The 24,401-nt window shown below is 60.9% G+C and carries 29 protein-coding genes; 14 read left to right on the forward strand and 15 right to left on the reverse strand.

All coding sequences use genetic code 11. The annotated features are described in order from the left end of the window. Window positions 1-64: 64 nt before the first annotated feature. The 6 genes from ABJ076_RS01895 to ABJ076_RS01920 all read right to left on the reverse strand — a co-directional run bounded on the left by ABJ076_RS01895 (window position 65) and on the right by ABJ076_RS01920 (window position 4,673). Entirely contained in the window at window positions 65-601 is a 537-nt protein-coding gene (locus tag ABJ076_RS01895) for a GNAT family protein (protein WP_348186902.1), read from the reverse strand. A gap of 262 nt (window positions 602-863) precedes the next feature. Next, entirely contained in the window at window positions 864-1,148 is a 285-nt protein-coding gene (locus ABJ076_RS01900) for a HigA family addiction module antitoxin (RefSeq protein WP_348198629.1), read from the reverse strand. Window positions 1,149-1,160: 12 nt separating this feature from the next. Further along, the gene (locus ABJ076_RS01905; RefSeq protein WP_348186898.1) at window positions 1,161-1,445 is read right to left on the reverse strand and encodes a type II toxin-antitoxin system RelE/ParE family toxin; all 285 of its coding nucleotides are present in this window, start codon (window positions 1,443-1,445) and stop codon (window positions 1,161-1,163) included. A gap of 309 nt (window positions 1,446-1,754) precedes the next feature. Further along, complete coding sequence (locus tag ABJ076_RS01910) at window positions 1,755-2,135, reverse strand: ribonuclease domain-containing protein (protein WP_348186896.1); 381 nt, start codon at window positions 2,133-2,135, stop codon at window positions 1,755-1,757. A gap of 334 nt (window positions 2,136-2,469) precedes the next feature. Further along, window positions 2,470-3,543, reverse strand: coding sequence for a Gfo/Idh/MocA family oxidoreductase (locus ABJ076_RS01915; protein WP_348186894.1), 1,074 nt, complete (start codon window positions 3,541-3,543; stop codon window positions 2,470-2,472). 230 nt (window positions 3,544-3,773) lie between these two features. Continuing rightward, window positions 3,774-4,673 carry a LysR family transcriptional regulator gene (locus ABJ076_RS01920; protein WP_348186892.1) on the reverse strand — a complete coding sequence of 300 codons (900 nt, stop codon included), beginning with the start codon at window positions 4,671-4,673 and terminating at the stop codon, window positions 3,774-3,776. A gap of 178 nt (window positions 4,674-4,851) precedes the next feature. On the opposite strand from ABJ076_RS01920, the gene ABJ076_RS01925 reads away from it, so the two are divergent. Continuing rightward, a complete protein-coding gene (locus ABJ076_RS01925) occupies window positions 4,852-5,262 on the forward strand; it encodes a DoxX family protein (RefSeq protein ID WP_348186890.1) in 411 nt (136 codons plus the stop codon). Between the two features lie 70 nt (window positions 5,263-5,332). Further along, window positions 5,333-6,208 carry a VOC family protein gene (locus ABJ076_RS01930; protein ID WP_348186888.1) on the forward strand — a complete coding sequence of 292 codons (876 nt, stop codon included), beginning with the start codon at window positions 5,333-5,335 and terminating at the stop codon, window positions 6,206-6,208. Window positions 6,209-6,254: 46 nt separating this feature from the next. On the opposite strand, the gene ABJ076_RS01935 is transcribed toward ABJ076_RS01930, so the two are convergent. Genes ABJ076_RS01935 through ABJ076_RS01945 form a run of 3 tightly spaced genes read right to left on the reverse strand, consistent with a single transcriptional unit; the run spans window position 6,255 to window position 8,289 of the window. Continuing rightward, window positions 6,255-6,551 carry a YciI family protein gene (locus ABJ076_RS01935; protein ID WP_348186886.1) on the reverse strand — a complete coding sequence of 99 codons (297 nt, stop codon included), beginning with the start codon at window positions 6,549-6,551 and terminating at the stop codon, window positions 6,255-6,257. Window positions 6,552-6,608: 57 nt separating this feature from the next. Continuing rightward, entirely contained in the window at window positions 6,609-7,484 is an 876-nt protein-coding gene (locus ABJ076_RS01940) for a prephenate dehydratase (protein WP_348186884.1), read from the reverse strand. 19 nt (window positions 7,485-7,503) lie between these two features. Continuing rightward, complete coding sequence (locus ABJ076_RS01945) at window positions 7,504-8,289, reverse strand: 3-deoxy-manno-octulosonate cytidylyltransferase (RefSeq protein ID WP_348186984.1); 786 nt, start codon at window positions 8,287-8,289, stop codon at window positions 7,504-7,506. 267 nt (window positions 8,290-8,556) lie between these two features. Between ABJ076_RS01945 and ABJ076_RS01950 the strand changes: the two genes are divergently transcribed. The 8 genes from ABJ076_RS01950 (at window position 8,557) to ABJ076_RS01985 (ending at window position 14,767) form a co-directional block, all read left to right on the forward strand. Further along, entirely contained in the window at window positions 8,557-9,156 is a 600-nt protein-coding gene (locus ABJ076_RS01950; protein ID WP_348186882.1) for a cytochrome c family protein, read from the forward strand. 70 nt (window positions 9,157-9,226) lie between these two features. Beyond that, window positions 9,227-10,003: a histidinol-phosphatase gene (gene hisN / locus ABJ076_RS01955; protein ID WP_348186880.1), complete on the forward strand. Its 777-nt coding sequence runs from the start codon at window positions 9,227-9,229 to the stop codon at window positions 10,001-10,003. 583 nt (window positions 10,004-10,586) lie between these two features. Beyond that, window positions 10,587-11,123 carry a hypothetical protein gene (locus ABJ076_RS01960; RefSeq protein WP_348186878.1) on the forward strand — a complete coding sequence of 179 codons (537 nt, stop codon included), beginning with the start codon at window positions 10,587-10,589 and terminating at the stop codon, window positions 11,121-11,123. A gap of 310 nt (window positions 11,124-11,433) precedes the next feature. Next, window positions 11,434-11,727, forward strand: a complete 294-nt coding sequence (locus tag ABJ076_RS01965; protein WP_348186876.1) for an inositol monophosphatase family protein — start codon at window positions 11,434-11,436, stop codon at window positions 11,725-11,727. Between the two features lie 240 nt (window positions 11,728-11,967). Beyond that, complete coding sequence (locus tag ABJ076_RS01970; RefSeq protein WP_348186874.1) at window positions 11,968-12,177, forward strand: hypothetical protein; 210 nt, start codon at window positions 11,968-11,970, stop codon at window positions 12,175-12,177. A gap of 512 nt (window positions 12,178-12,689) precedes the next feature. Continuing rightward, window positions 12,690-13,145 carry a hypothetical protein gene (locus tag ABJ076_RS01975; protein ID WP_348186872.1) on the forward strand — a complete coding sequence of 152 codons (456 nt, stop codon included), beginning with the start codon at window positions 12,690-12,692 and terminating at the stop codon, window positions 13,143-13,145. Continuing rightward, a complete protein-coding gene (locus ABJ076_RS01980; RefSeq protein WP_348186870.1) occupies window positions 13,120-13,614 on the forward strand; it encodes an ImmA/IrrE family metallo-endopeptidase in 495 nt (164 codons plus the stop codon). Before ABJ076_RS01975 ends, ABJ076_RS01980 begins: the two co-directional genes overlap by 26 nt. 220 nt (window positions 13,615-13,834) lie before the next feature. Further along, window positions 13,835-14,767, forward strand: a complete 933-nt coding sequence (locus ABJ076_RS01985; RefSeq protein ID WP_348186868.1) for a glyoxylate/hydroxypyruvate reductase A — start codon at window positions 13,835-13,837, stop codon at window positions 14,765-14,767. 27 nt (window positions 14,768-14,794) lie between these two features. On the opposite strand, the gene ABJ076_RS01990 is transcribed toward ABJ076_RS01985, so the two are convergent. Both ABJ076_RS01990 and ABJ076_RS01995 read right to left on the reverse strand, forming a co-directional pair. Then, window positions 14,795-15,157, reverse strand: a complete 363-nt coding sequence (locus tag ABJ076_RS01990; RefSeq protein WP_348186866.1) for a MarR family transcriptional regulator — start codon at window positions 15,155-15,157, stop codon at window positions 14,795-14,797. A gap of 127 nt (window positions 15,158-15,284) precedes the next feature. Next, entirely contained in the window at window positions 15,285-16,673 is a 1,389-nt protein-coding gene (locus ABJ076_RS01995; RefSeq protein ID WP_348186864.1) for a leucyl aminopeptidase family protein, read from the reverse strand. A 160-nt stretch (window positions 16,674-16,833) separates the two neighbouring features. On the opposite strand from ABJ076_RS01995, the gene ABJ076_RS02000 reads away from it, so the two are divergent. Beyond that, window positions 16,834-17,493: a glutathione S-transferase family protein gene (locus ABJ076_RS02000; RefSeq protein WP_348186862.1), complete on the forward strand. Its 660-nt coding sequence runs from the start codon at window positions 16,834-16,836 to the stop codon at window positions 17,491-17,493. A 21-nt stretch (window positions 17,494-17,514) separates the two neighbouring features. Here ABJ076_RS02000 and ABJ076_RS02005 read toward each other — a convergent pair whose 3' ends face one another. Together ABJ076_RS02005 and cbiB are read right to left on the reverse strand one after the other, a co-directional pair. After that, on the reverse strand, window positions 17,515-18,831 hold the full coding sequence (locus ABJ076_RS02005; protein ID WP_348186860.1) for an MATE family efflux transporter: 1,317 nt from the start codon (window positions 18,829-18,831) through the stop codon (window positions 17,515-17,517). Window positions 18,832-18,984: 153 nt separating this feature from the next. Then, window positions 18,985-19,962: an adenosylcobinamide-phosphate synthase CbiB gene (gene cbiB, locus ABJ076_RS02010; protein WP_348186858.1), complete on the reverse strand. Its 978-nt coding sequence runs from the start codon at window positions 19,960-19,962 to the stop codon at window positions 18,985-18,987. A gap of 406 nt (window positions 19,963-20,368) precedes the next feature. Between cbiB and ABJ076_RS02015 the strand changes: the two genes are divergently transcribed. After that, window positions 20,369-20,509 carry a hypothetical protein gene (locus ABJ076_RS02015; RefSeq protein ID WP_348186856.1) on the forward strand — a complete coding sequence of 47 codons (141 nt, stop codon included), beginning with the start codon at window positions 20,369-20,371 and terminating at the stop codon, window positions 20,507-20,509. A gap of 31 nt (window positions 20,510-20,540) precedes the next feature. Here ABJ076_RS02015 and cobU read toward each other — a convergent pair whose 3' ends face one another. Continuing rightward, the gene (gene cobU / locus ABJ076_RS02020) at window positions 20,541-21,071 is read right to left on the reverse strand and encodes a bifunctional adenosylcobinamide kinase/adenosylcobinamide-phosphate guanylyltransferase (protein WP_348186854.1); all 531 of its coding nucleotides are present in this window, start codon (window positions 21,069-21,071) and stop codon (window positions 20,541-20,543) included. Window positions 21,072-21,170: 99 nt separating this feature from the next. Between cobU and ABJ076_RS02025 the strand changes: the two genes are divergently transcribed. After that, window positions 21,171-21,374, forward strand: coding sequence for a hypothetical protein (locus ABJ076_RS02025; protein WP_348186852.1), 204 nt, complete (start codon window positions 21,171-21,173; stop codon window positions 21,372-21,374). Window positions 21,375-21,392: 18 nt separating this feature from the next. Here ABJ076_RS02025 and ABJ076_RS02030 read toward each other — a convergent pair whose 3' ends face one another. Then, window positions 21,393-22,913: a gamma-glutamyltransferase gene (locus ABJ076_RS02030; RefSeq protein WP_348186850.1), complete on the reverse strand. Its 1,521-nt coding sequence runs from the start codon at window positions 22,911-22,913 to the stop codon at window positions 21,393-21,395. 232 nt (window positions 22,914-23,145) lie between these two features. On the opposite strand from ABJ076_RS02030, the gene ABJ076_RS02035 reads away from it, so the two are divergent. Further along, window positions 23,146-24,144: a 2-hydroxyacid dehydrogenase gene (locus ABJ076_RS02035; protein WP_348186848.1), complete on the forward strand. Its 999-nt coding sequence runs from the start codon at window positions 23,146-23,148 to the stop codon at window positions 24,142-24,144. Window positions 24,145-24,401 lie beyond the last annotated feature (257 nt).

Consider the following 24,401-nt stretch of genomic DNA (forward strand, 5'->3'; position numbering starts at 1 on the left):
ACGCAGATTGAAACCGCCGTACGTCACTCTCCTCTTACCGCGTGCGCGCTCCGTCATCACAGGATCACGTATCGCTGTTCAAGATTGAATAGAGATAGCTATCGCGCCACGCGCCGCGCATCAGTTTATCCTGACGCAACAGGCCTTCACGCTGCATCCCAACCCGTTCCATGAGCCGCCACGAAGCCGTATTCGAGACATCGGCAGTCGCCCAGATGCGGTTAAGCCCGAGTTCCTCGAAACCGATTTGCAGAATTCGGCTCACAGCCTCGGTCATGTAGCCCTTTCCTGAGAATTCGTCATTCAACGCAAAGCCAACGTCACCGCCTCGATGTTTGGCATCGGTCACGGCAACGCGCACTGTTCCGATCAGATGCGACGCGTCGATCAGCTCAACTGCGCAACAATAGCTGCCGTGTCCCCAAACATCGGCCAATCTACGCTCCAGGAAAGATTTCACGCCTTCCGGTGTTTGCGGTTCGAGTGGAAGAAACTTCCAGAAGTATTCCCGCAAGGCATACCTCTGAATGAACGAAAGATCTTCCGGCCGAAATGGCCGAAGGCGAAGGCGGGGCGTCAGAAATTCGGACAGGTCAGGCATTGAGCCGTTTTCTCAATCGGATTTAGGGGGCACCTCTCTTGAGTTAAAGGAACTCCCGACTTAATTGTCGCCGCAATCTTAACGTGTCCAGATACGGCCGTCATCCCGCCTGAGGACGGGATCCATGGATAACGGGCACCGCTCAATGATCGCTGGGCCCCGGCCTGCGCCGGGGTGACGGTGGTGGGTGTGGTGTCAATTTCGGGACGTGAAATTTAAAGAACACGCGGCTTAACAACACCGCGCTCCGTGGAAGACATCGCTAAGACGCCGATTGAAACCGCTGCACGTCGATCTCGTCTTCCCGCATCCGCGCCCGGGCGAGGTCATAGGCGAGTTGCACGCGCAGCAGATGCTCGGCCTTGGGGCCGAACGCCTTTTCGATCCGGATCGCCATCTCGGGGGACAGGGCGGCGTTTCCGTTCAGGAGATGGGACAGGGTGTTGCGCGCCACGCCCAGCACCGCAGCCGCCGCTGTCACCGTCAGGTTCAGCGGGCCGATCACATCCTCGCGGATGATCTCGCCGGGATGAGCAGGGTTCTTCATCATTGTCTCCCGCTAGTGATAGTCGACCAGGTCGACATCCATTGCCGCCGCCTCTTCCATCCGAAAAACCAACCGCCAGTTTCCGGTAACCGTCAGGCTCCAGGCTCCCTTCATGGAGCCTTTCAAACGGTGCAGCCGCCAGCCGGGATAAAGCCCCATATCCTCCGGCGCGCCCGCCGCATCCAGCACGGTCAGCATCCGCGTCAGCTTGCCCCGCATCTCCGCCGGAACGCCCCGCGCATCATCCTCTTCATAAAGACGCCGCAGACCGCGATGCCGAAAGGAGCGGATCGCCATTTGCCTCCCCACTGTAAGCTGTAACGGCACACCTACCAAGTCTGATGGGAGGCTGAGGGCGGAAAATCCGCGAGCAATGGGAATACGACCCAAGGGCGCAGGCGGGGGTCCGGCGATCATAGGGCCGTGTCCGTCCTCCCAGGGTCCCGTCTTTCGACGGGATGACGGTGGTGGGGGTAGTGTCTGGGGAGGAGAACGGCCCGTGATTGCGGGCTGAATAGGCGGGTCAGGCGCCAGCCCATGATGACCGCCCTCCCGCCGTTGCCGGAGGAAACAGCGGCGGGAGGGCATTCGGGGCTTACAAACCCGTCACTGAATTTCGCAGAAGGTTTCGTAGTGATTGGCCGTGAAATATCTTTCGAGCACGACTGCGTCAGATGATTTCGCCGTTCCCTGAACCAGATAGACAAGCCGGCGCTTTCCGGGGCCGCCGCTGCGGTCCTCGCCCACGCGTCCTTCGTAATATGACTGATTATGCCCGATGGACGGCAGCCGTTTCGGGCTGTTGTTGTAGACGGTGGCGTTCAGGCCGGTGCAAACGTTGTTCGTCATGCAGTAGTTAAGGTCGCGGACCGCCTCCCTCACATCTTTCGGCAGACTGCTGCTGCAGGCTCTGATCCTCGCCTCGGCTGCCGAGACAGCGGAGAACGTCATGAAGGCGACAGCCCCCATCAAAACAAACCTCTTCATTCCAGTTCCCTTTTCCTTTGCAAGGACAAGACGGCCTTGACGGTTGCGATCTCCGGCGGTGGAGGCGCCGGATCGTTACAACCTTCAGACGTTTTCATGCGGATACTGTGAAGCGCTCTTTATTCCCTCGCCGGAATCAAAAGAGGCACGCCTTGACGGCGGTGGCAGGGACCCAGGGGATGGCGGGCACCGCTCCATGATCACTGGGCCCCGGCCTCTCGTCGGGGTGACGATGTTGGAGGGGACGATCTGGAGAGAACAGATTTGCAGAGTGGCGATGGCGCAGCCCTTGATGCCGGGTCAGGAACCGGGTCTCGCGCCAGAGGTCTACCCGTTACGGGGCGCCGCTGTCCTGCAATCCCTCCAGCATTTCCGCGATATCGACCGTCCGCGCCTCAGCGGCGGCCCGCTTCACGGCAAGGATCACGGCGAGCGTTCTGGCAGCGTCCGCCGCGTCGATGACCGGCGGCTCGTTCCCGGCGATCACCTGCAGGAAATGGGCGAGCTGGTTGTCGTAGGTCTGCGTGCCGTCGAGGGGCAGGGTCTCGCGGGTGAGGTCGGCCTGCCAGTCCCCTCCCTCCGGCCCGTGGTGCCAGTATTCCATCGTCGGCACTTCCAGCGCGCCGTCGCGACCTCCGATGAACAGATAGTTTTCCGGCTGGTGCGGGAAATAGAGCGCCTGGCCCGAGGTGCGCTCCCAGCTATAGGGGGAGGCGACCGCGTCGCTGATGGTGAAACTGCCGAGCACGCCGCTGTCGAACTCGAAGGACACGCTGGCCGTGTCCTCGACATCAAGGCCGCGCACATCGTTCGAGACAAAGGCACCGACACGGCGGATCTCGCCCAGGATAAAGCGCAAGCAGTCGACATCGTGGATCAGGTTGATCAGCAGCGTGCCCCCGCCCGGCTCCCGCCGCCAGGCGACGTCGAAATAGCGGTCGGGCTTGTCCACCCAGGCCATGCCGTTCACCGTCACGATCCGGCCCAGTTTCCCGCTTTGTACAACCCGCCGGGCCTCGCGAATGTCCGCGCTGTGGCGGCGGTGGTGGCCGACGAGAATGGGGATACCGGAAGCCTCGCTCGCCCGGGCCATCTCGAAAGCGTCGGCAAGAGTGGCCGCGACCGGTTTTTCCACCAAGCTCGGAATACCGCGCCCGATACAGGACAGCGCCGCGGATTTGTGCAGCCCGGTCGGCAGGGCGACGATCGCCCCGTCCGGACGGACCGCATCCAGCATGGTCTCGAGATCGCCGAAATGCGGGACGCCAAGGCTCTCCGCAAGCGCCTGCGCTTCGGGCGCCGGGTCGGCGATGCCCGCGATCACCGCGCCGGGATGGCTGGTGATCAGCGTGCAATGCTCCCGGCCGATCAGCCCCGCCCCGGCAACCGCGATCCTGAGTTTCTGCATACCCCGCTCCCCCTCGTCTGCGCCCGAACGGCGCTGGCACCGCCGTCAGTGTCAGGGATCGGCAAGCCGCCGTCCACGCCCACTTTCAACAGACGGGACAGGCTGGCACCCCCGTCCGGCGACAGGACGACGGTTCGGATCAGGAGTTGGGACCGCCCGCTGCTCGCCACCGTCCAGCAGCGTTATGCCGTCCAGCGAGGTGATGCTGCGGCAAAGAGTGAGGACGGGCTTCAGTCACTGGCAGACGGCGGGGACACGGCATCGCGGGATGTGGCTGACGCGATGAAAGCCTTGACGGTCAAGGGGACGAACCGCTGGGCGGGATAAGCGAAATAGACCGTTACCGGATCGCTGCACAGCTCCGGGAGAACCCGAACCAGCGGCGTCTCACCCTCACTGGAGCCGCCCAGAAAGTCCGGCAACAGGCCGATACCGTTTCCGCGTGCAATCAGCGTGCGGATATTTTGCAGATCGTCGCTGGCCAACCGTCCGGAAAAATTGATCTCGGCGACCTCGCCGGACGATGTCACCAGCGGACTGGACTCCCCCAAACTCGAGAACCGGATCATGTCATGGCGGGCAAGGTCGGCCACGGTTTTCGGCACCCCTCTTTCCTTCAGGTAACCGGGCGATGCCCATAGACCAGCGCGTCCCTCAAGAAATTTCCGGACTATGAGAGAAGCCTCGTCATGAAGTCCGAGCCGTATCGCAAGGTCAACACCTTCGGCAATCAGGTCAACTCTCCGGTTTGTCACGATCAGCTCGACCGATACTTTCGGATACAGCTTCAGAAACCGCTCTATCGCGGGCGGAGCAGCCGTCTGCGCGAGATCCGCCGGCACCGTCAGCCTCAGGCGTCCCGCCGGTTCCTGTGACAGATCCGCAAGTTCGCGTTCCGCTTCCTCCAATTCACCGAGCGCGCGGACACAGCGCTGGTAATATCGTTGCCCCGCGGGGGTGACGTGAAGCTGTCGCGTGGTTCGCCGGATAAGGGTCACGCCCAACCGCTCCTCAAGACGCGCAAGCTTCGCGCTCACAGTTGTCGAAGGCATTCCAAGCCGTTCAGCGGCGCGCCGGAAGCTCTGGGCAGCAACGACTTCGACGAAGATCTCTATGGCATCGACAGTCATGGCAGCTTGGTCCGGTGCGGTTAGGTGCAGTGATTATCCTGATTTTGGGACAGTATATCTCATTTATCCCACATTTACTACTTCACGCAAAACCACCAGTTTCTGGTCCAACACAAGCGAAACGAGCCCGCCCCCCTGCCGGGCCGTTTCGCTCCACTTCGTGAAGGTATGTATCCCAATGACAATCGACGAAACCCTCCCCAAGCGCAGTCTCACGCTTCACATCGCCCTCTGGGCTGCACAGGTGCTCCTCAGCGCTGTTTTCCTGCTCGCCGGGTTCACGAAGTTGACGACACCAATGCCCGAGCTGGTGGCGATGATGCCTTGGGCCGGCGACGCATCACACGTCTTCGTCAGGTTCGTGGGTATGGTCGATCTCGCGGGCGGCCTGGGGCTGATCCTTCCGACGCTTACCCGCATCTGGCCACGGGTCACCGTTTTTGCCGCTGCCGGCTGTATCGCGCTGCTGATTTGCGCTTTCTCGCTTCACGCCTATCGCGGTGAGTACGAAATACTTTGGGTCAACGCCGTGATGATTGCCATGTCGGGATTCATCATCTGGGGCCGCGAATGGAAGCAGCACCTCTGAGCCCTGACCCGGCCTCTGGCCAGCGCAGACAGGCCCCTCCGCGCCACCATCCACCTCCCCGGAGTGAATGATGACAGATCAAAAGAGAACGGAGCATCTCAGCTTCGGGCCCGTTGAGCTCGAAATCACGGATGCGGATCGGTCCGTGGCTTTCTGGCGCGACGTGATCGGCATGCGTGTCCGTTCATCGGCCGAGAGCATCGCTCTCGGAACCGAGACCGAGACGCTGGTCATCCTGCACCCGGTCGCCACCAGCCCGGCGGTTAAAGGTCATGCAGGTCTCTATCATCTCGCGATCCATGTCCCCGACGAGGGGGAATTCGCCCGCATCCTCGCCCGCTTCAACGAGAAGCGTCACTATGCCTCGGCAATCGACCACATTATGTCAAAGGCACTTTATCTTTCGGACCCCGATGGGTTGGGGATAGAGATAACTCTGGAAATGCCGGAGCGTGTCAGGGAATTCCGCACCTATCGCGGCGGGGTGGAACTGATCGACGCCGAGGGCCGCACGCGGCAATTCAGCGAGACGTTGGATGTGGGAGCCGTCCTGGCTGCTTTACCCGACGACGATATCAGCCGGCCTCTCGCATCCGGCACGCGGATCGGCCATGTCCACATGCATGTGGGCAATCTGGAGGCTGCCTCGGCGTATTATGCGAAAATAGGCTTTATACCCCATTTGAGCCTGCCGTCCTTTGGCTTCGCGGATCTTGGTGCTGGAGGAGACTATCCCCATCGGATCGGGCTCAATATCTGGCAGGGCCTTTATGTGGAGCCCGCCCCCGCCGGCACAGCGCGCATGCGGCGTTTCGAGATCCGCTTCTCGGAGCCGAACGGCATGGCGAAATCGCTCGAAAAAACCAGCGCTTACGCCATTGAGGGCATGGAGAACGCCCGTCAGGACCCATTCGGCAACCAGATGGTACTGACAGCGACAGGCTGAGCCCTGCCGGGCTCAGCCTGTCGTCAGGAAAATCCGGGGCGGCACCTTAACCCTGCAGTGCCTTGTCCCAGATCGTCTTGCGCCAGGGCGTCACAATCACCGCCTCGAACACGCCGTTCAGCGCGAACGGATCGTTCTTCGCGAAATCTTCCGCCACCGCGCGGTCCTCGGTGTCGAGGATCAAGAGACTGCCGTCCATGGCTTCGTCCGGGCCGCCGAGGGTTGCGCCGCCGCACAAGATCAGGTCCATCTTGGACTTCAGATATTCGACATGGGCCGGACGATGTTCCACGCGTTTGTCGAGGGCGCCCGGTTTGTCGCGGGCGATGATGGCGTAAGGCATGATGTGCTCCCTGATGTGATCCTAAATAGGCGTGATCGTTGATAATAACGGTGGCGTTCAGACGCCATTACCGTTCTTTGCCTGTTCCAGACGGAACGGGTGGGCCGGGTATGTGCCGAGGATCTTGACCGCACCTTCCGGGCAGAAGAACTGCAGCTCCTCCAGCGCCAGCTTCAGCGATCTGTCTTCCGGATGGCCCTCGGCATCAACATAGAACTGCGCCGCCGAGAAATGGCCGTCGACAAGATAGGATTCCAGCTTGGTCAGGTTGATGCCGTTGGTGGCGAAGCCGCCAAGCGCCTTGTAGAGCGCGGCGGGCACGCTGCGCACCCGGAAAATGATGGTGGTCACGCTCGGGCCGTTTCCGGCCGGCGGCACCACGCCCTCGCGGGCCATGACGAGGAAGCGGGTGGTGTTGTGTTCGGCGTCCTCCACGCCCTCGCGCAGGATTTCGAGACCGTAAAGCTCCGCCGCAAGTTTCGGGCCGATCGCGGCGATGCTCTTATCCCCTTTTTCGGCAATGGCACGGGCGGCGCCTGCCGTGTCCGGATGCTGCACCGGGCGGGCACCAAGTTCGGCCATCAGCAACCGCGACTGGGCGAGCGCATGGACGTGAGAATGAATCTCCGTCACGTCCGCGACCTTCGCACCAGGAACACCCAGCAGCATGGCGTTGATGCGCTGGTAATGCTCGCCGATGATATAAAGACCCGAGCCCGGCAACAGGTGGTGGACGTCGGCGACCCGGCCCGCGACGGAATTTTCCACCGGCACCATGGCGCAGAGCGCGTCCCCGTTCTTCACCGCATCCAGCATGTCCTCAAAGCTTGAACAGGGAAACGGCTCCAGGTCGGGGCGGACGGCCTGACAGGCCATGTGGGAGTTGGCGCCTAGTTCGCCCTGGAAGGCGATTTTCTGCTTTTGCTCGGACACGGGACGGGAACTTTCGGGTTCAGGATTTTTCAAGAATTCTGCGGGCTTTTTCCAAGTCCGCCGGAGTATCGACACCGAGCGGAACCGTGTCAACGCGGGCCACGTCGATCCGCATACCCGCTTCCAGCGGCCGGAGCTGCTCCAGCTTCTCGCGCAGCTCCAGCGCCGACGGCGGCAGCGTCACGAAGCGCTCCAGCGCAGCCCGGCGATAGGCATAGAGCCCGATGAAGTGAAACAGCGGGCCCGGACCATGCGGCACCGTGGCGCGACTGAAATAGAGTGCCCGGCCCCGGCTGCCATCCGCCTCCCAGGCCACAACCGGTTTGGTCACGCTCGGATTGGTGATGTCGTCCTCATCCACGATCGGTGCCGCAGGCGCGCCGATATCGACTTCCGCCCGGTCCAGCATGGCCAGCGCAGCGCGCGGCACCGCCGGGTCGAGCACCGGAAGATCGCCCTGGATGTTGACGATGGCATCGTGGCGGCCGTTGGCATCGAGTTTACACAACGCCTCCCAGATCCGGTCGGAGCCGGAGGGGTGGCCGGGATCGGTCAGCACCGCTTCCCCGCCATGATCGCGCACCGCATCCGCGATTTCCTGCTCGGCGCAGGCGACGGCGACCCGGCCGAGATCAGCCTCCTCCGCCCGGCGCACCACATGCACGATCATCGGCAGGCCGTCGATGAGGGCGAGCGGCTTGTCGGGCAGACGCTCCGATTTCATTCGGGCGGGGATCAGGACGATCGGGTTTGCGGGTGCCCTGTTCGGGGGTGTCGCGTTCGGGGTCGTCTCGTTCGCGGCCATATCGATCTCGCTCTTCTTCTTTCCAGTCCCGGTCAGGTACCTCAATTTGCCATTTATTGCGGCGAAATGTCGCGTGGCCAAGCGGTTCTGCCGACACACTTGATCATGTCCGGACTTGCGTCTTAGAGGGCGGAACCTTATAGGAAACTGTCAAAGGACTGTCGCCTTCCGAATTTGGCGAAATGGTCCAGATGTGAGATAGCTGGGCTGCACGGAGCCTTTTCGGTAACCGGTGCGGCAGGAATCAAAGGCGGAACGAGGTTCGGCATGTCATCTTCTCTTGAATTCAACAAGCTGGCCGCTGGCGTTTTGTGTGGCGGACTTCTGCTGATGGGCGTTGGAAAATTCGCCGGCGTGCTGGTGCACCCCGAACAGCTCGAAACCAATGCCTACATGGTGGAAGTCACCGAAGGCGCCGCAACGGCCGCCGCGCCGACCGGGCCCGCCCCGATCGAGCCGATCCTCGGTCTTCTCGCCAGTGCCGATGTGGCCAGCGGGCAAAAGATCGCGAAGAAGTGTGCGGCCTGCCACAGCTTCGACAATGGCGGCCCCAACAAGGTTGGCCCCAATCTGTGGAATGTCGTCATGGCCAAAAAAGGCCATATTGACGGCTTCGCCTATTCCGATGCGCTCCTGACATCCGGTGAAAACGATAACTGGACCTACACATCGCTGAACCACTTCCTGAAGAAGCCGAAGGATTACGCACCGGGCACGAAGATGAACTTCGCCGGTATCAAGAAGGCTTCCCAGCGCGCGGACCTCGTTGCTTATCTGCACTCACTTGCAGACACCCCGGCACCGCTGCCGTCGGCCGAGGAAATCCAGGCTGCGAACGATGCGTTCAAAGCCGCTTCCGGCGGCTGATCGCCGATTAGAATTCTGGATTGAGCCGGGCCCTTTTGCGGCCCGGCTTTTTCATTTTGGGAGATAAGACGTGACCCGGCCCTCCACCTCAGAGCTTGCCAGCTTCGCCGCCTCTCTCGCGGATGCCGCCCGGGGCGTGATCCGGCGCTATCACAATTTCGGCGTCACCGTTGATGCCAAGGCCGACGAGAGCCCCGTGACCGCCGCCGATCGTGGCGCGGAGCGCGCCATGCGCGCGCTGATCGAGGAGCGGTTCCCGGAGCACGGCATCGCCGGCGAGGAATATGGCAAGGTCCGCGAGGATGCGGAATTCGTCTGGTCGCTCGACCCGATCGACGGCACCAAGGCCTTCATTACCGGCAGCCCCCGCTTCGGCACCCTGATCGGCCTGGTCGAAAACGGCAAACCGGTCCTCGGCGTGATCGACATGCCGGTGCTGGACGAGCGCTGGATCGGCGGCCGGGATTACATGGCCCGCATGAACGGCTCCCCGGTCGAGGTCCGCGCCTGTGCGCAGCTCTCCGACGCCATCCTCGCCGCGACCTCGCCCAGCATGTTCGAGGGCACCGAGGAGATCTATGCCAAGCTCTGCACCGAGACGCGCTATCAGGTCTATGGCGGCGACTGCCACAATTTCGCGACCCTGGCCGGCGGCCATGTCGATCTCTGCGTCGAGGCCGGCCTGCAGGATTACGACTTCCTCGCAGTTGTTCCGGTGATCGAAGCCGCAGGCGGCATCGTCACCGACTGGGAAGGCAACCGCCCCGCGCCGGGCTCCACCAACCGTGTCTGCGCGGCGGGCGACAAACGCGTCCACGAAGCCGCCCTGAAGATCCTGAACGGCTGAGCGCCGCCCCCGTTTCTGTTTTCCCGGACCCGATCCGGGACCTCATCATGACGGGCTGAGCCCTATGATCCCTGGATCCCGTCCTTCGACGGGATGACGTTTCAGGGATGATGAGAGCGCCTTGACCTGTCAGCGGATTGCTGTCTAGGCGCAACCCGGATAGCACCTCTCCAGAGACCGTCTCAAAGAAATGGCCCGCCGGCCTGTACGAGGCGGGCCAGATTTAATCGACTGATCCGCCCATGTATTGCAGGGCAGCCCGTTCCCGGGAGATCGATTGAATGCTCGTTGACGTAAAACCATCCATTTCGTTGACATATGTCAACACACAATCCATATTTGGCACATGCAATGGATAGGCCTCGCCACCCGAGCAAGGAGGTCGAGGCTGCGGTTCAGCAAGCCGAATCAGAAGGATGGACCTGGCGATCTCAGGGCCATTGGGGACGGCTGTACTGCCCGCACCATGACCGTGACGGATGCCAGGTCGGCATAAACAGTACGCCCAGAAATTCCGGGAACCACGCCAGGCAGATCCTGCGAGCAGTGGCGCGCTGTCCGCACAGACACGGGGAGGCCGACGATGAAGACGTTTGAATTCAGCGTTATCGCATCCGGGCTGGACCCGCGCGCGAAGGACTTCGAGGCCCGGTTCTATGACGGCGGATGCGACGACGCGCTGGTGTCGTTTCAAAAGGGGCACATCATTATCGACTTCGCACGGGAGGCGGAGACATTCGAAGATGCACTTGCCTCGGCCCTCGAGAATGTCACCTCGACCGGAGCGCATATCGATCGGCTTGAACCGGACCCTCTCGTCAGTCTGTCCGACATCGCCAAACGCGCGGCCATGACCCGCGCCGCCGTTTCCAACTATTACAGAGGGCAGCGCGGCCAGGCCTTTCCGCCGCCGGTGGCCAGAATCACCTCGGACAGCCCGCTTTGGGAATGGTCCGCCGTTGCGCAATGGCTGGCCTGCAATGGCAAACTCGCCCCTTCCGTTGCTCTTGAGGCGGAAACGGTCCGGCAGGCAAATCTTGCTGTTGCGCGTGGCGACACCCATATCGGACCGATGCTCCGGCAACGCGCCAAGGAACATGAAGAGCAGCTCTGCGCCTAGAAGAACGCCCCCGGCGCAGACCGGGACCACCCCATCCCCAAAAATCGTCATCCCGTCGAAGGACGGGACCCAGGGATGGCGGGCAGCGCTCTATGATAGCTGGGCCCCGGCCTCCGCCGGGGTGACGAAGGACGATGGGTTGATACAATGAGGCTTAACCTGAAGTAGCTCTATACTTGCCGAGATGCTCTTGTACTGGCTGATCGTCCCATAACTGAATTTCGACAAACCTGTCGAACCGTCGCGCGGGATCGCTTTCCCAGAGATCGCCGGGCATGCACGCAACTCTCCGACGCCATCCTCGCCAGCCATGTTCGAGGGCACTGAAGAGATCTACGCCAAGCTCTGCGCCGATACCCGCTATCAGGTCTATGGCGGCGACTGCCACAATTTCGCGACCCTCGCGGGCGGCCATGTCGATCTCTGCGTCGAGGCCGGCCTGCAGGATTACGATTTCCTCGCCGTGGTCCCGGTGATCGAGGCCGCAGGCGGCATCATCACCGACTGGGAAGGCAACCGCCCCGCGCCGGGCTCCACCAACCGGATCTGCGCCGCAGGTGACAAACGGGTCCACGAAGCCGCCCTGAAGATCCTGAACAGCTGAGGTTTCGCCTGACACTCCCCCCATCGTCATCCCGACCGGAGAGCCGGGATGACGGTCTTGGATTGGTGAAAGCGTGATGACTCATCGGCGGGCCACTGCTTGAGCGCAATTCAGGCGGTTACCTAAGCCGAAAAAATCTTCGCCGAAAGGTAGAGTTTTTAAACACGAACTTCGACCTTAAGGACTCGACTTATAAAAAAGATTAAGTGAGGCTGGAAACTTCATAAAGGAGAGGTATCCATGTCAGACACAACGCATTTGCACGTCGGCGAGAATACTCAAGAACATATCGCCTTCAAACTTTTAGAAGTTGTCGCCTCCGTAGAGCAAAAAAACTTGTTCCACTACGAAGGGGCGCCCGAGAAAACCCCTACCCGTGAATGGGTTCTGAATACCTTCGCAGAATGTCTACAGGCTGCGAGGAGTCACCGAAAGTGGAAGAAGGATTGATTCTGCCGCGCTCAGGACATGTCAAAACAGGTATATCCACTTAGTTACTGCCCGGTCGCAGACGCCGCATTTGAGTGCGGCGATTAATGCAGAAATCCGAAGTTCACCATATACTAGGTTGGTCCTTTTCGCTGTCCTTGTTCGATCATTTTCGGTTCGTCGTCTTCGTTCGGAGTGTCTGACATGACAGATGATGACGTCCGCCACAGATTGGGGCCACCCCACCCCAAAATCGTCATCCAGGACCTGATCCGGGATCTCGGTATGACGGACTGCGTTCGATGATCTATCGGCTCCGGCTCACTGACAAGCTTGCGGCTATGGGTGTACCTACAAAAGAAGCGAACATTCGCAACAAGCTGCCACAGGGAGATTGAAGTGCCGCTTTTCTGATCCAATGTTCGGCTGCAATCAGTTTTCGCACAATGCATGTGGTAAAAGAGTAGCTGTAACACCATATGTAACCAAGCCCATAGGTGTTAGAATACTGATTCGTAACGAGGGGCACGGAGATGGCGTGGGGTGGCAACGACCTTGAAATGGCGCTTCAGCGCCATCGTGTTTGGTTGATTGTCCAAGCTATTTTCTTGTTCCTTGGCTTTGTGCTGATTGCCCTGTCTTGGAATTTTCAGGTAACTGACGGCAAACCGAACGCGGATGTGCTTGCGGTTTCGCTGACAGCAATCGAAGTAGTGTTAGCCGTATTGGCGATTATCTTAGGCGCTGGAGCATTTTTTGGCTTTTGGATGATCCGAGAGGCGGCTATTGCTGCGGCACAACGCGAGGCCCGTCAGGTGATTGAGGAAAAGGCGGGCGCAATGTTTGGTGAGGTAACCAAATTAGCTGCATCTAGAGAAAGCCAAACCCCGAGCATTCACCTCTCCAGGCAAAGCGAGGACGCCATACTTGATGCTGCCGAGGAAGTAACCGAGGACCCTGACGATGAAAACCGTGACGCAAAAGCTTAAGGTCGTTAACAACTACATTGATAACGCCAGCGTGCCGATTCAGGTCGTCCCTCTTGCGAACGACCTTGGGATCAAAGTCTATAATACGCCTTGGCCAGATAACATCTCCGGCAAAATCCAAAAGGATCAGCAGCGGGGCGGGGATAGCGGTTTTGCAATCTTTGTGAACAAGAATCACCATAAGAACCGTCGTCGCTTTACGATCGCACACGAAATAGCCCATTACGTCTTGCATGAAGACAAAATCGGTGACGGCGTTTTTGACGATGCGCTCTATCGCAGCGGTTTATCCAATCGTGCAGAGACGCAAGCCAATGCTCTAGCGGCAGATATTCTGATGCCATGGCGAATTTTGAATAAGTACGTGGAAACCCATGGCAACGATGTCTCTATGCTTGCGGACCTATTTGAGGTTTCCAAAAGCGCTATGAGAATTCGCTTGGGTGTTCCGGTGGATGCCGATTGGTAATCAATCTACCAGGTAAATTTGATGCCTAGTCCGGTCGGAAAGCCGGGACTAGGTCCTTCATAAAGGACAGCCCGACATCGCATGGGTCCCGGCTCTCCGTCCGGGATGACGATTGGGGAGAGGTGAAACCGCGCCTCTCACCCCCGTCCGCCTTTGCTCCGGTCCCGCTCCGTGCTAGGACCGAATCCCCGCCTTGATGAACAGATTTCCGGAGACTTCCATGCCCGCCGTTTTATTCCGGTCCACGAGCGATTCAGCGCCTGCCTGGGAAGAAATGCTGAAGCAGAGGATTCCCGGCCTCGACTTCCGGGCCTGGCCTGACGTCGGTAATCCGGAGGATATCGAGTTCGTGCTCGCCTGGAAGATGCCTCCGGGCACGCTGGACGGCATGCCGAATGTGAAATGCATCTGTTCGCTCGGCCAGGGTGTGGATCATATCTTCGCCGATCCCGGCTTGCCGGAAGGCGCCCAGATCATGCGGCTGGTCGATCCCTGGATGTCCCAGGCGATGAGCGAGTGGGTGTTGCTGCATGTGCTGCGCTACCACCGGCAGGCGCCGGAATATGAAGAGCTGCGGAAGAGCAAGACCTGGACCGCCCTGCCCGCCCCGGATACGGCGAGCCGCAAGGTCGGCATTCTCGGGCTCGGCGCGCTCGGGGCGGACGCGGCCTCGAAGATCGCCGCGCTCGGGTTCGATACCGCTGGCTGGAGCCGCACGGAAAAACAGATCGACGGCGTGAAGAGCTACTATGGCGAAGACCAGTTGATGGACTTCCTGGGCCGGACCGAGATCCTCTGCTGCCTGCTGCCGCTGACCAAGGCGACCGAGGGCGTGATCAATGCGAAGACCCTCGCGGCGCTGCCCAAGGGTGCTTTCGTGATCAATTCAGGCCGGGGCGGTCATGTGGTCGAAGAGGATATGCTTGCGGCACTGGATAGCGGGCATATCGCCCATGCGGCGCTTGATGTGTTCCGCACCGAACCGCTGCCGCAGGACAGCCCGTTCTGGGAGCATCCGAAGGTCGATCTCTGGCCGCATGTCTCGGCCCAGACCAATCCGGTCAGTGCCGGAGACCAGGTCGCCGATGCGATCAGGAAAGTGTTCAGCGGCGAAGCGCCGGACAATCTGGTCGATCCGAAAGTTCAGTACTGAGAGTGATGCCAGGATAGGCGGCCGGCGTCAGTCGGCCGCGTCTGCCTCGAACCGGCTGCCGCGTGACGCGCCGACGACAAGATCGCCGAACTCGGTCAGGAAGACCGAGCCTTTCACTGTCCGCTGCACCAGCACGCTGCGCCGGTCCGCCTCGTCCGGACGGCGGCGCACAAAACCATACTCGCCGAGACGATCAAGCGCCCGGGTAATGGCCGGTTTCGAAACGTTCAGGGCAGCGGCAAGCCCCCGCACCGTGTGGGGCGGGTTGTCGATATAGACGGTCAGCAACACAGCCAATTGCCGTGCCGTCAGGTCCGGCGTATCGCGCCGGACGCTCTCGACCAAGGCTTTGCGCCAAATTCCAAGGGCTTGTATCGAATCCACGGGCATATTTGCTACCGTCAGAACCCTGTTTGTTACGAATTCGATTTGACAATACAGGCAGCAACCGCAGGGCGCAATAACAGATCGTTCGCAAAACGCTTATTTACTATCAGCCAGTCCTATTTACCGACTGTTAACCATAACGTTTACGCAACATTTTGTAAAAAGCCCGCATACCCATGGCTTCACCGCCCTCGGGACGCCCGGGCCGCGCTTTGAGATTCCAGGCCATCACGTCGACATGCGCCCATCGTGTCTCCGGCGAAATGAAGTGCTCCAGGAAGAGCGCCGCCGTGATCGCACCGCCATAACCACCCGATCCGGTACTGGAAAGATCGGCGTTCGGCGATTTCAGCATGTCCCTGTAGGGCTTGTGCAGCGGCAGCCGCCACAGCGCATCCCGCATTTCCAACCCGCCGTCAAGCAAATCGGCGGCGAGGGCGTCGTCATTACAGAACAGCGCGGGCAGGTCGGTGCCCAGAGCAACCCTGGCGGCGCCGGTCAGGGTAGCAAAATCGAGGATCATCTCCGGCTGTTCGCTGTCCGCTTCAGTCAGAGCATCGGCCAGCACCAGTCGGCCTTCGGCGTCGGTGTTGCCAACCTCAACGGTCAGCCCCTTGCGCGACGGCAGGATATCCATGGGCCGGAAAGCATTGCCGGAGATCGCGTTCTCCACCGCCGGGACCAGCACCCGGAGCCGCACCGGCAAGCCCGCATCCATGACCAGTTTGGCGAGCCCAAGTGCATGGGCAGACCCGCCCATATCCTTCTTCATCGTCAGCATGCCAGAGGCCGGCTTCAGATCAAGACCACCGCTGTCGAAGATCACGCCCTTGCCGACAATCGTCACTTTCGGGTGGCTCTTTTTGCCCCAGCGGATATCGATCAGCCGCGGCGCCCGGTCAGCGGCACGGCCAACGGCATGGATCATCGGGAAGTTCTCGGCCAGGAGTGCCTTGCCCTCGATGGTCTCGATCTTCGCATTGTAGGATTTGGCGAGCGCGGCCGCCGCGTCTGCAAGCTCTTCCGGACCGAGGTCGTTGGCCGGCCGGTTGATCAGATCACGGGCAAGACCGGTTGCCTCGGCAAGGCGGCGCACTTCGTCCTGATCAGCACCTGCGGGCCAGACCAGATCTGCGTTGAAGACAGTCTTTATCTTGAATTTGTCGAATTGATAATGGGCCAGTGCCCACCCCGTCGCGGCGCTGGTCGCTTCCTCAGCCGTCAGTTTCGCGTCGAGATAGTAGCATCCCTTCGGCAAGACAGCGGGCAATGGAGCCAAAGCCCAGAGGCCGCTACCCGGTTTGCCTTGATCCTCGACACCGAAAAGCACCCGCTCGAGTCCGCCATCCGCATCCGGCAGGAAACAGGTCGCACCGGGCGCTGCCGAGAAGTCCGATTCGCCGACCCACCGCGCGATCCGTGCATCCGATCCTTTCAGCCATTCCGGAAGGGTGGAGGCGCTGACAGGCGTCAGCGGAACGGATTTCGGGGTTGCTTTGGCAACGAAACGAAACGACATGGGGAGCTCCTGATGAGAGACAATCTATCCGTTCTAGCCCGCACGGAAGTGTCGCTCAAGAAGAGCCGCCTTCATTGAAACCCCGGGACGGCATGTCAGAGGTTGCGCAGCGGCCCCGGGCCGGTTCAAATGGCGGCAGCAAAGTCCGGAGGAAACCGTCATGGCGCCGTATAGCCTCATCATTGGGAACAAGAACTACTCGTCCTGGTCAATGCGGCCTTGGCTGATGATGACCGCCTGCGACATCCCGTTCGAGGAGACAGTGATTGCCCTCGACACACCGAACACGCGCCAGGAAATCCTGCGGCACTCGCCGTCAGGGTTTGTCCCGGTCCTGAAAGACGGTGAGTTGACGGTCTGGGACAGCCTTTCGATCGGTGAGTTTCTTGCCGAAAAACATCCCGAAGCCGGTCTTTGGCCCGCTGATCCCATCGCCCGCTCCCGGGCACGGTCGGTCTCGGCAGAGATGCATTCCGGCTTCGGCGCCGTGCGCCAGAATATGCCGATGAACATCCGCTCCAGCTTCCCGGGACAAGGCCGCGCGCCCGGCGTGCAGGAAGACATCAACCGGATTGCATCAATCTGGCGCAATCACCGGCGCCGTGTGACCGACCCAGCCGACGGGCCGTTTCTGTTCGGAGGTTTTTCCATTGCCGACGCCATGTTTGCGCCGGTTGTCTCACGGTTCCGCACCTATGGCGTCGAGCTTACGGACGAGGCAGCAGCCTATGCCGAAGCGGTCTGGAATTTCCCTGCCGTGAAAGCCTGGGTGGAAGATGCCAAGAACGAGCCGATGGTGATCGACCGGCACGAACTCTAGGCCGCGAGCGGTCCGCCGGGACTATCCCGCCAATCCGCGCTCCAGCCGTGGATAATACAGAGCCATGGCCCCGGCCCGGACCATCAGGAACAGGCAATAGGCGGCCCAGAGCCCATGGTTGCCGTGAAGGCTGGTCAACGGATATGCCGCCGCGATGAAGAGTGCGAGGGCGATCAGCATGCCGTTCCGCATCTCCGCCCCGCGCGTGGCCCCGATGAACATCCCGTCGAGCTGGAATGACCAGACCGCGACAAGCGGGATCACCGCCGCCCACGGAAGATAGTCACGGGCAACATCCCGCACCGCCTGGATGCTGGTCATCATGTCGATGAAGAGGGTGCCTGCGGCGAAGAACAGCACGGTCATCAAGACGGCCAGAACGGCGGCCCCCTTGGTGGTGGCAATCACCGCCGTGCGCAGCTGTACGCGCGACCGCCGTCCGATCGCCTCGCCCACCAGAGCCTCGGCGGCGTGGGCATAACCGTCCAGACCGTATCCCGCGACACTTTTGAAGATCAGAAACACCGCATTCGCAGCCAGCACCGTGTCTCCGAGCTTCGCGCTTTCGTTCATGAAAAAGGCGGAGGCGGTCAGCACCGCCAGCGTGCGGATGAAGATATCCCGGTTCACCGCCATCATCGCCTTCAGGCGCCGAACCGCCGCCAGCTCCCTGATACGGGGGCGGCGGACATCGCGCGGCGCCAGCCGCCAGACCAATACAGCGCCGACCAGAAGCCCGGCATACTGGGCAATCACTGTCGCCAGCGCGACGCCCTCGATGCCCCAGCCGAGCCCCAGAACGAATAAGAGGTTCAACGCTACATTCACAGAGTTGATGAAGACCTGCTGGATCAGGCCGCCGCGCATGGCCTGCATGCCGAACAGCCAGCCAAGGATCGAGAAATTGCACAAGGCCGCCGGTGCGGCCCAGACCCGGATCATGAAATAAGACCGGGCCGCCTGCTCAACCTCGTCGCTGCCATCGAGGATGGAAAACGCGACATCCGCCATCGGGGATGTCAGCGCGAGGCAGGTCCCGCCGAACAGCAGCGACAGCAGCAAAGCCCGGCCGAGGCTGGCCAGAACCTCCGTGCCATCACCTGCGCCTTTCGCCTGGGCGACGAAACCGGTCGTTCCCATGCGCAGGAAACCGAAACCCCAATAGATGTAATTGAACAGCAGAGAGCCGAGCGCCACGCCGCCGATATAAAAGGCCGCGTCCAGATGGCCGACCACAGCGGTATCCACCGCACCGACGAGCGGCACCGTCAGATTTGACAGCACGACGGGCCAGGCGAGGCTCCAGACCCGGCGATTGATGGTTGGCTGCGCAGACACGTCTCTTGCTGCCTTCGATTTCTCGGGGTGGCGGGATGCAGTCACCCCGGACCATAGAGACAAGCCTGTCCGGCCGGTCCGAATAAATTCGAACGGCTCCCCGTCAAATCTGTCGAGGGCCAGATCTGTAGAGCCGGATCGTTAGAGACGGGTTTAAGTGGCCAGTGCCAGGAACCCGGTAACAAGGATCAATGCGCCGCAGGCCAAGCGAAACAGGGTAAGTGCCCGGCGGATATCACTCATATCAGCATCGGCCCCGCCTGCCCCCATCCAGGCGTCCTCGACAATTCTACCGCCATAAACGCGTGGCCCGGCAAGGCGCAGACCAAGCGCGCCCGCCATCGCAGCTTCCGGCCAGCCCGCATTGGGCGAGCGATGCTGCCTGGCGTCCCGCAGAGTAGACCGGATCGAAGAGCGAGCATCCGCTCCGGGCACCACAAACGCGGCAGCCCATATCAGCATCGCAGAAAAGCGGGCCGGGATGAGGTTTGCCAGATCGTCCAGCCGTGCGGAGGCCCAGCCGAACATGAGATAGCGTTCGTTCTTGTGGCCGATCATGCTGTCGGCGGTGTTCAAGGCCTTGTAGGCCAGCAAACCCGGCAGACCGGCAAGCAGATACCAGAAAGCCGGCGCGACCACGCCGTCGGAGAAATTCTCCGCCGCCGTCTCGATAGCTGCCCGGCTGACGCCGCCCTCGTCCAGTTGTTCGGGATCGCGCCCGACGATCATCGAAACCGCCCGACGGGCGCCCTGCAACCCCTCCGTCTCGAAGGCACGCGCCACCGCCGCCACATGATCATGCAAGCTGCGTTGAGCCAGGAATACCGAAGCAACCACAGCCTCCAGTAACCAACCGTAGCTGACAAAGGACAGCACGCGATGCAACAGCCAGCCGGTAAGCACGGCGGCGATAAGCAGCAAAATCACCAGCAAGACACCGCCACGGCGGCATGCAGCAATGCTTGTCTCCGACCGGTTCCAACGGAGTTCGCCCCAGCCGATCAAATTGCCGAACAGGACCACCGGGTGCGGCAGCCTGTTCCACAGTGCCGGGGGGTCGCCGATCACTGCGTCAAACACCAGCGCAAGACAGAGAATGCCAGCCGTGCTCTGCAATGCAGCCTCGATCATATCCACTTGTTCCCGCTGGTTTTCAGGTTCACGCCGTCTGACACCATTTCTGGCGCCATTTCCAGAGAATTCCAGAGAATTCCAACGGTGGCGGAATCAATGGCCCGGGCCCGAGTTCAGCGCTCACAAGACAAAAAAGCGGCCCGGTCATGACGACCGGGCCGTTTCGATTCAAGTGAGTTCTCACAAGGAGAATCGGCTAAGGGACTCACCACATACGATTATGTGCCTTCCGATTTTAATTTACAATAAGTAAATACATATCGTTTAATTAGTTAAATCGTCTCTTCATTTACGTTTGAAAGGTACGCTGATGAGACGGCGCTATTTCACACGCAGACGGCACGCTATAAAGGCAAGCCTTCTCTGGGTCAGAACCACAACGTGGCTTGCTGTACCGTGTCTCATGGCATGGCTGGCTTACAAAGCTGTCACGCAGGGTGCGCTGGATTTTTCAGCGGTCGCCGTGATCGCCGTTTTGGCTGCTATTTATCTGGTTTCGGTCCTGCGCGTACGCGGGCTGTCCGGCGAATGGACTTTCTTCTGAGGCGGCCGCCCTTTGGACCAACGACCGCCCGTCAGCTTTCCTTTACCTGAACAGGCAGCCCGGCAACGACCAGGGTCACCCGATCCGCGATCTCCGCAATGCGCTGATTGAGCCGCCCCGCATGGTCGCGGAAGACACGCGCCAGTTTGTTCTCGGGAACGATGCCGAACCCGACTTCATTGGCAACCAGCACCAGATCGGCGGATGACGCACTGACGGCGACACAAAGGCGCTCGATCTCCGCATCCACATCTGCATCGGCAAGAAGATGGTTCGTCAGCCACAGCGTCAGGCAATCGACGAGAAGAACCCGTCCCGGCGCCGCCTCGCCTTTTAAGATGGCCGCAAGATCCTTCGGCTCCTCAATAGTCCGCCAGCCGTCCGCCGCACGGTCCGCGCGATGTTTGGCAATACGGGCCTTCATCTCGTCATCATGCGCCTCGGCCGTCGCGACATAGATCAATGCGCGCCCGTTCTGTCGGCAGATAGTCTCTGCATACCGGCTCTTGCCCGAACGTGCGCCGCCCAGAACCAGGGTCACCGATCTGCTGCTCTGCGTCATACTGGTTGTTCCTCATTCGGCTGTCCCGCACGGACGGTGCAGAGTACACTTCGATAAGGCCTGACTATACCCGGGCAGGCCGGTAAACAGGAGTTAGACATGCCACAGGACGATCTGACCATGAGCGCGCAATTGCTCCTGGAATCCGTCGAGGAAGACACCGCCGACCTGCATGAGGCGTGGGAGCAGCTCCAGCGTATTCTCAACACCATGCGCGCCGAAGGCTTGCAGCCTCCGGAAGACCTGCTGAAGCTGGAAGAACGCATGCAGGCCGATTTCGCGGCAGACAACAAAAATGCCTGACGCGAACCGGCCCGCCCGTTAGCGCACCATCCCCGAGGCCCTGGCCCGGGGATCGCCGACGGCGGCCATCGTCCCGTCATCATTCACCGCCACCGCCTGCACCGATGCCAGCATCGGGTCACGGCCAGGGCTGAGCTTAAGCTGCAATTTGCGCGCCTCGGCGATGTCGGCAACGGTCTCCTCAAGCTCGGCATCCGCCAGAAGCATCTCGGTTTCCGCATGCAACCGGGCGCGACCGACCGCATCGGGCAGATTGTCGCCAAGCACCAGACTGTTGAAAAGCACCTGCATGATCGATGTCGGAATCCGGGTCGAACCGGAAGCGCCGATAGCCATGCGTACCTTGCCGTCCCGGAACATCAGGCTCGGCATCATGCTGGAAACAGGGCGCTTGCCTCCGACCACCTCATTCGGATTACCCGGCCATGGGCTGAACAACATCATCTGGTTGTTCAGCAGGATACCGGTCCCCGGCAGCACGACACCGGAATGGTTGTTGTTGGAATAGGTGATGCAGGCCGCATTGCCGTCCTTGTCGATCACAGCGAGACTCGTCGTCTCGCTCGACTCCCCGGTGGCAACCTTTACAAAAGCCGGGTCGCCATAACCGGCGGCCCGCTTCCGGAACATCTCGAGCATTGCCCCCGCCAGCAGATCGTAATGCGCACCATCCGTAACGCTTTCGCGTTCCAGCGCCGCCAGTCCGGCAAAGACCAGTCCGCCAGATGAGGGCGGAGCCATAGTCGCAACATCGTGTCCTTTGAAACGGGCAGTCGCAGGAGCCCGCCAGATCGCCTCGTAGTTTTCCAGATCGGCACGGCTCAGGAAGCCGTTATGGGCCTCCATTTCCGCCAGCAGCAGATCCGCGAGAGCGCCTTTATAGAAACAGTCGGGGCCGTCGTGCGCGATCATGCGGAGGGACTGGCCATATTCCGGATTGGCCATCTCCTCACCGGCCCGGTAGAGGCTGCCATCCGGCTTCAGCAATAGTTTGCGTGTTGCTTCGGTGAAATTCAGCAGCTCTTCCGTCCGGGCCATGCGCAGCGCCGCCTTGTGGCCGACCTTGAAGCCGCCTTCCGCCAAAGTGATTGCCGGCTCAAGCACATCGGCCATCGCCAACTTGCCGAACTTCGCCTGCGCTTCGCCAAGCCCGCGCACCGTACCCGGAACGCCGACCGAACGATGGCCGCGCTCGTTCTCGCGGCCTTTCACCCGGATGATGTAGTCGTTGCCGGCACCCATCGAGGGGTAAAGCTCGTAGCTGGCCGCCATCGGGGCCACGCCGAGGAAATCGACGGACTCAGTCTTCCCGGAAGCGGCGTCGTGCATGATCATAAAGCCGCCAGCACCGATGCCGGAATCGAGCGGTTCGACCGTCCCCATGACATAAGCGGCTGCAACCGCCGCATCGATGGCATTGCCGCCACCTTCGAGAATGTCCAGCGCCGCACGGGACGCATCGGCATTGCCGCACGCCGCGGCACCCGCCTCCGGCGTACCTTGTTGCCATGTCGTGCTGCTCGGTTCCCGCTCGGCCATATCGTCCTCTGAGTAAATGTTCCGGGTACATATATCGAGCGCGGGAGTGTGGTCGAATTCGGCACATCTCGCACAGGAATATTGAGATAGGCAGAATATTCATTCCGGCATTGATCGCGCTGCTTGCCGACAATCATGCAAGCACCGTCTATTGCCCACCGCTCTCGACCGGTTTATGTCGGATCCTGGCCCCGCGTCGCTTCCATGATCCGCCCCGAGAAAGAGATATCCCGTGTCAAAGACCCATCGCCTGCTCCTGACCCAGCCGAAAGGCAGCCCACGCTACGAGTTACTGAAAAAAAACCTGAAGACGGACTGGGAGATCGAGACCTGGGCTAAGGATGACGGCGACGATGCCTTCCGCGAGCGGGTTGCGGATGTGGACGTGCTGGTCGGCGGCGGCGTGCCGGATCTGCCAAAGGGCATTCCGCTGAAACTGTTCCAGATCCCCTTCACCGGCTTCGACTGGACCGGCCCGGACAAGATTCCGGCGGGCACCGTATTCTGCAATACCTTCGAGCACGAGACCACGATCGCCGAACACGTGCTGGCCGGCATGCTGGAATTCCAGACCGGCCTGATGCGCGAGACCCATCCGATGATGAAGGAGCAATCCTACAACGGCCGGGACATCTCCAAGGGCCCGATGCACCGGGAGATGCGCGGCGCGACCGTCGGGATCGTCGGCTACGGCCATATTGGCCGCGAAGTGGCCAAACGCTGTAAGGCGTTCGACATGCGGGTCATGGCGCTTTCCCGCACCAAGCGGGACGAGCCGGACCTGGTCGACTGGTACGGTACCCTCGACGATATGGACACGTTGCTGGCGGAGAGTGATTTCGTCATCGTCACGGCACCGCTAAACGACGACACACGCAGCATGATCGACAGCAATGCTTTCGGCAAAATGAAGCCGGACGCGGTGATCTGCAATGTCGGGCGCGGAGCAGTGGTCGACGAGGCAGCGCTTTACGAAGCGCTGTCCAGCAAGCAGATCCGGGGCGGGATCATCGATGTCTGGTATACCTACCCGTCGAAGGAAGACCCCAATCCCTGGCCGTCCAAATTCCCGTTCCAGAAGCTCGACAACATCATCATGTCGCCGCACAACTCGGCCTGGAGCAACGAGATGGCCAATCGCCGCTGGGCCTTCGTCGCCGCCAATCTCGATCGCTTCGCCCGGGGCGAGGAGCTGCAGAACTTCTGTTTCGAGGGTGCTCGCCAAGGCTGAGTGGTAAAGGATGCCTGATCGCATTCCCCTACTCCGTTACCTAACACACCGCCGTCACCCCGGCGAAGGCCGGGGCCCAGTGATCATGGAGCACGGACCGCCATCCCCTGGGTCCCGTTTTTCAACGGGATGACAAATGAGGTACGGGACCAAAGTGCGGGGAGCGGGGTGACAAATGACGAACGGCTAAGCGACGTTCACGTCTCCCAGTCCAGAAACAAATCGGCCGGGCACTAGGCCCGGCCAATCCGCACTCT

The sequence above is a fragment of the Nisaea sp. genome (assembly GCF_039990255.1).
Classification (GTDB): domain Bacteria; phylum Pseudomonadota; class Alphaproteobacteria; order Thalassobaculales; family Thalassobaculaceae; genus Nisaea.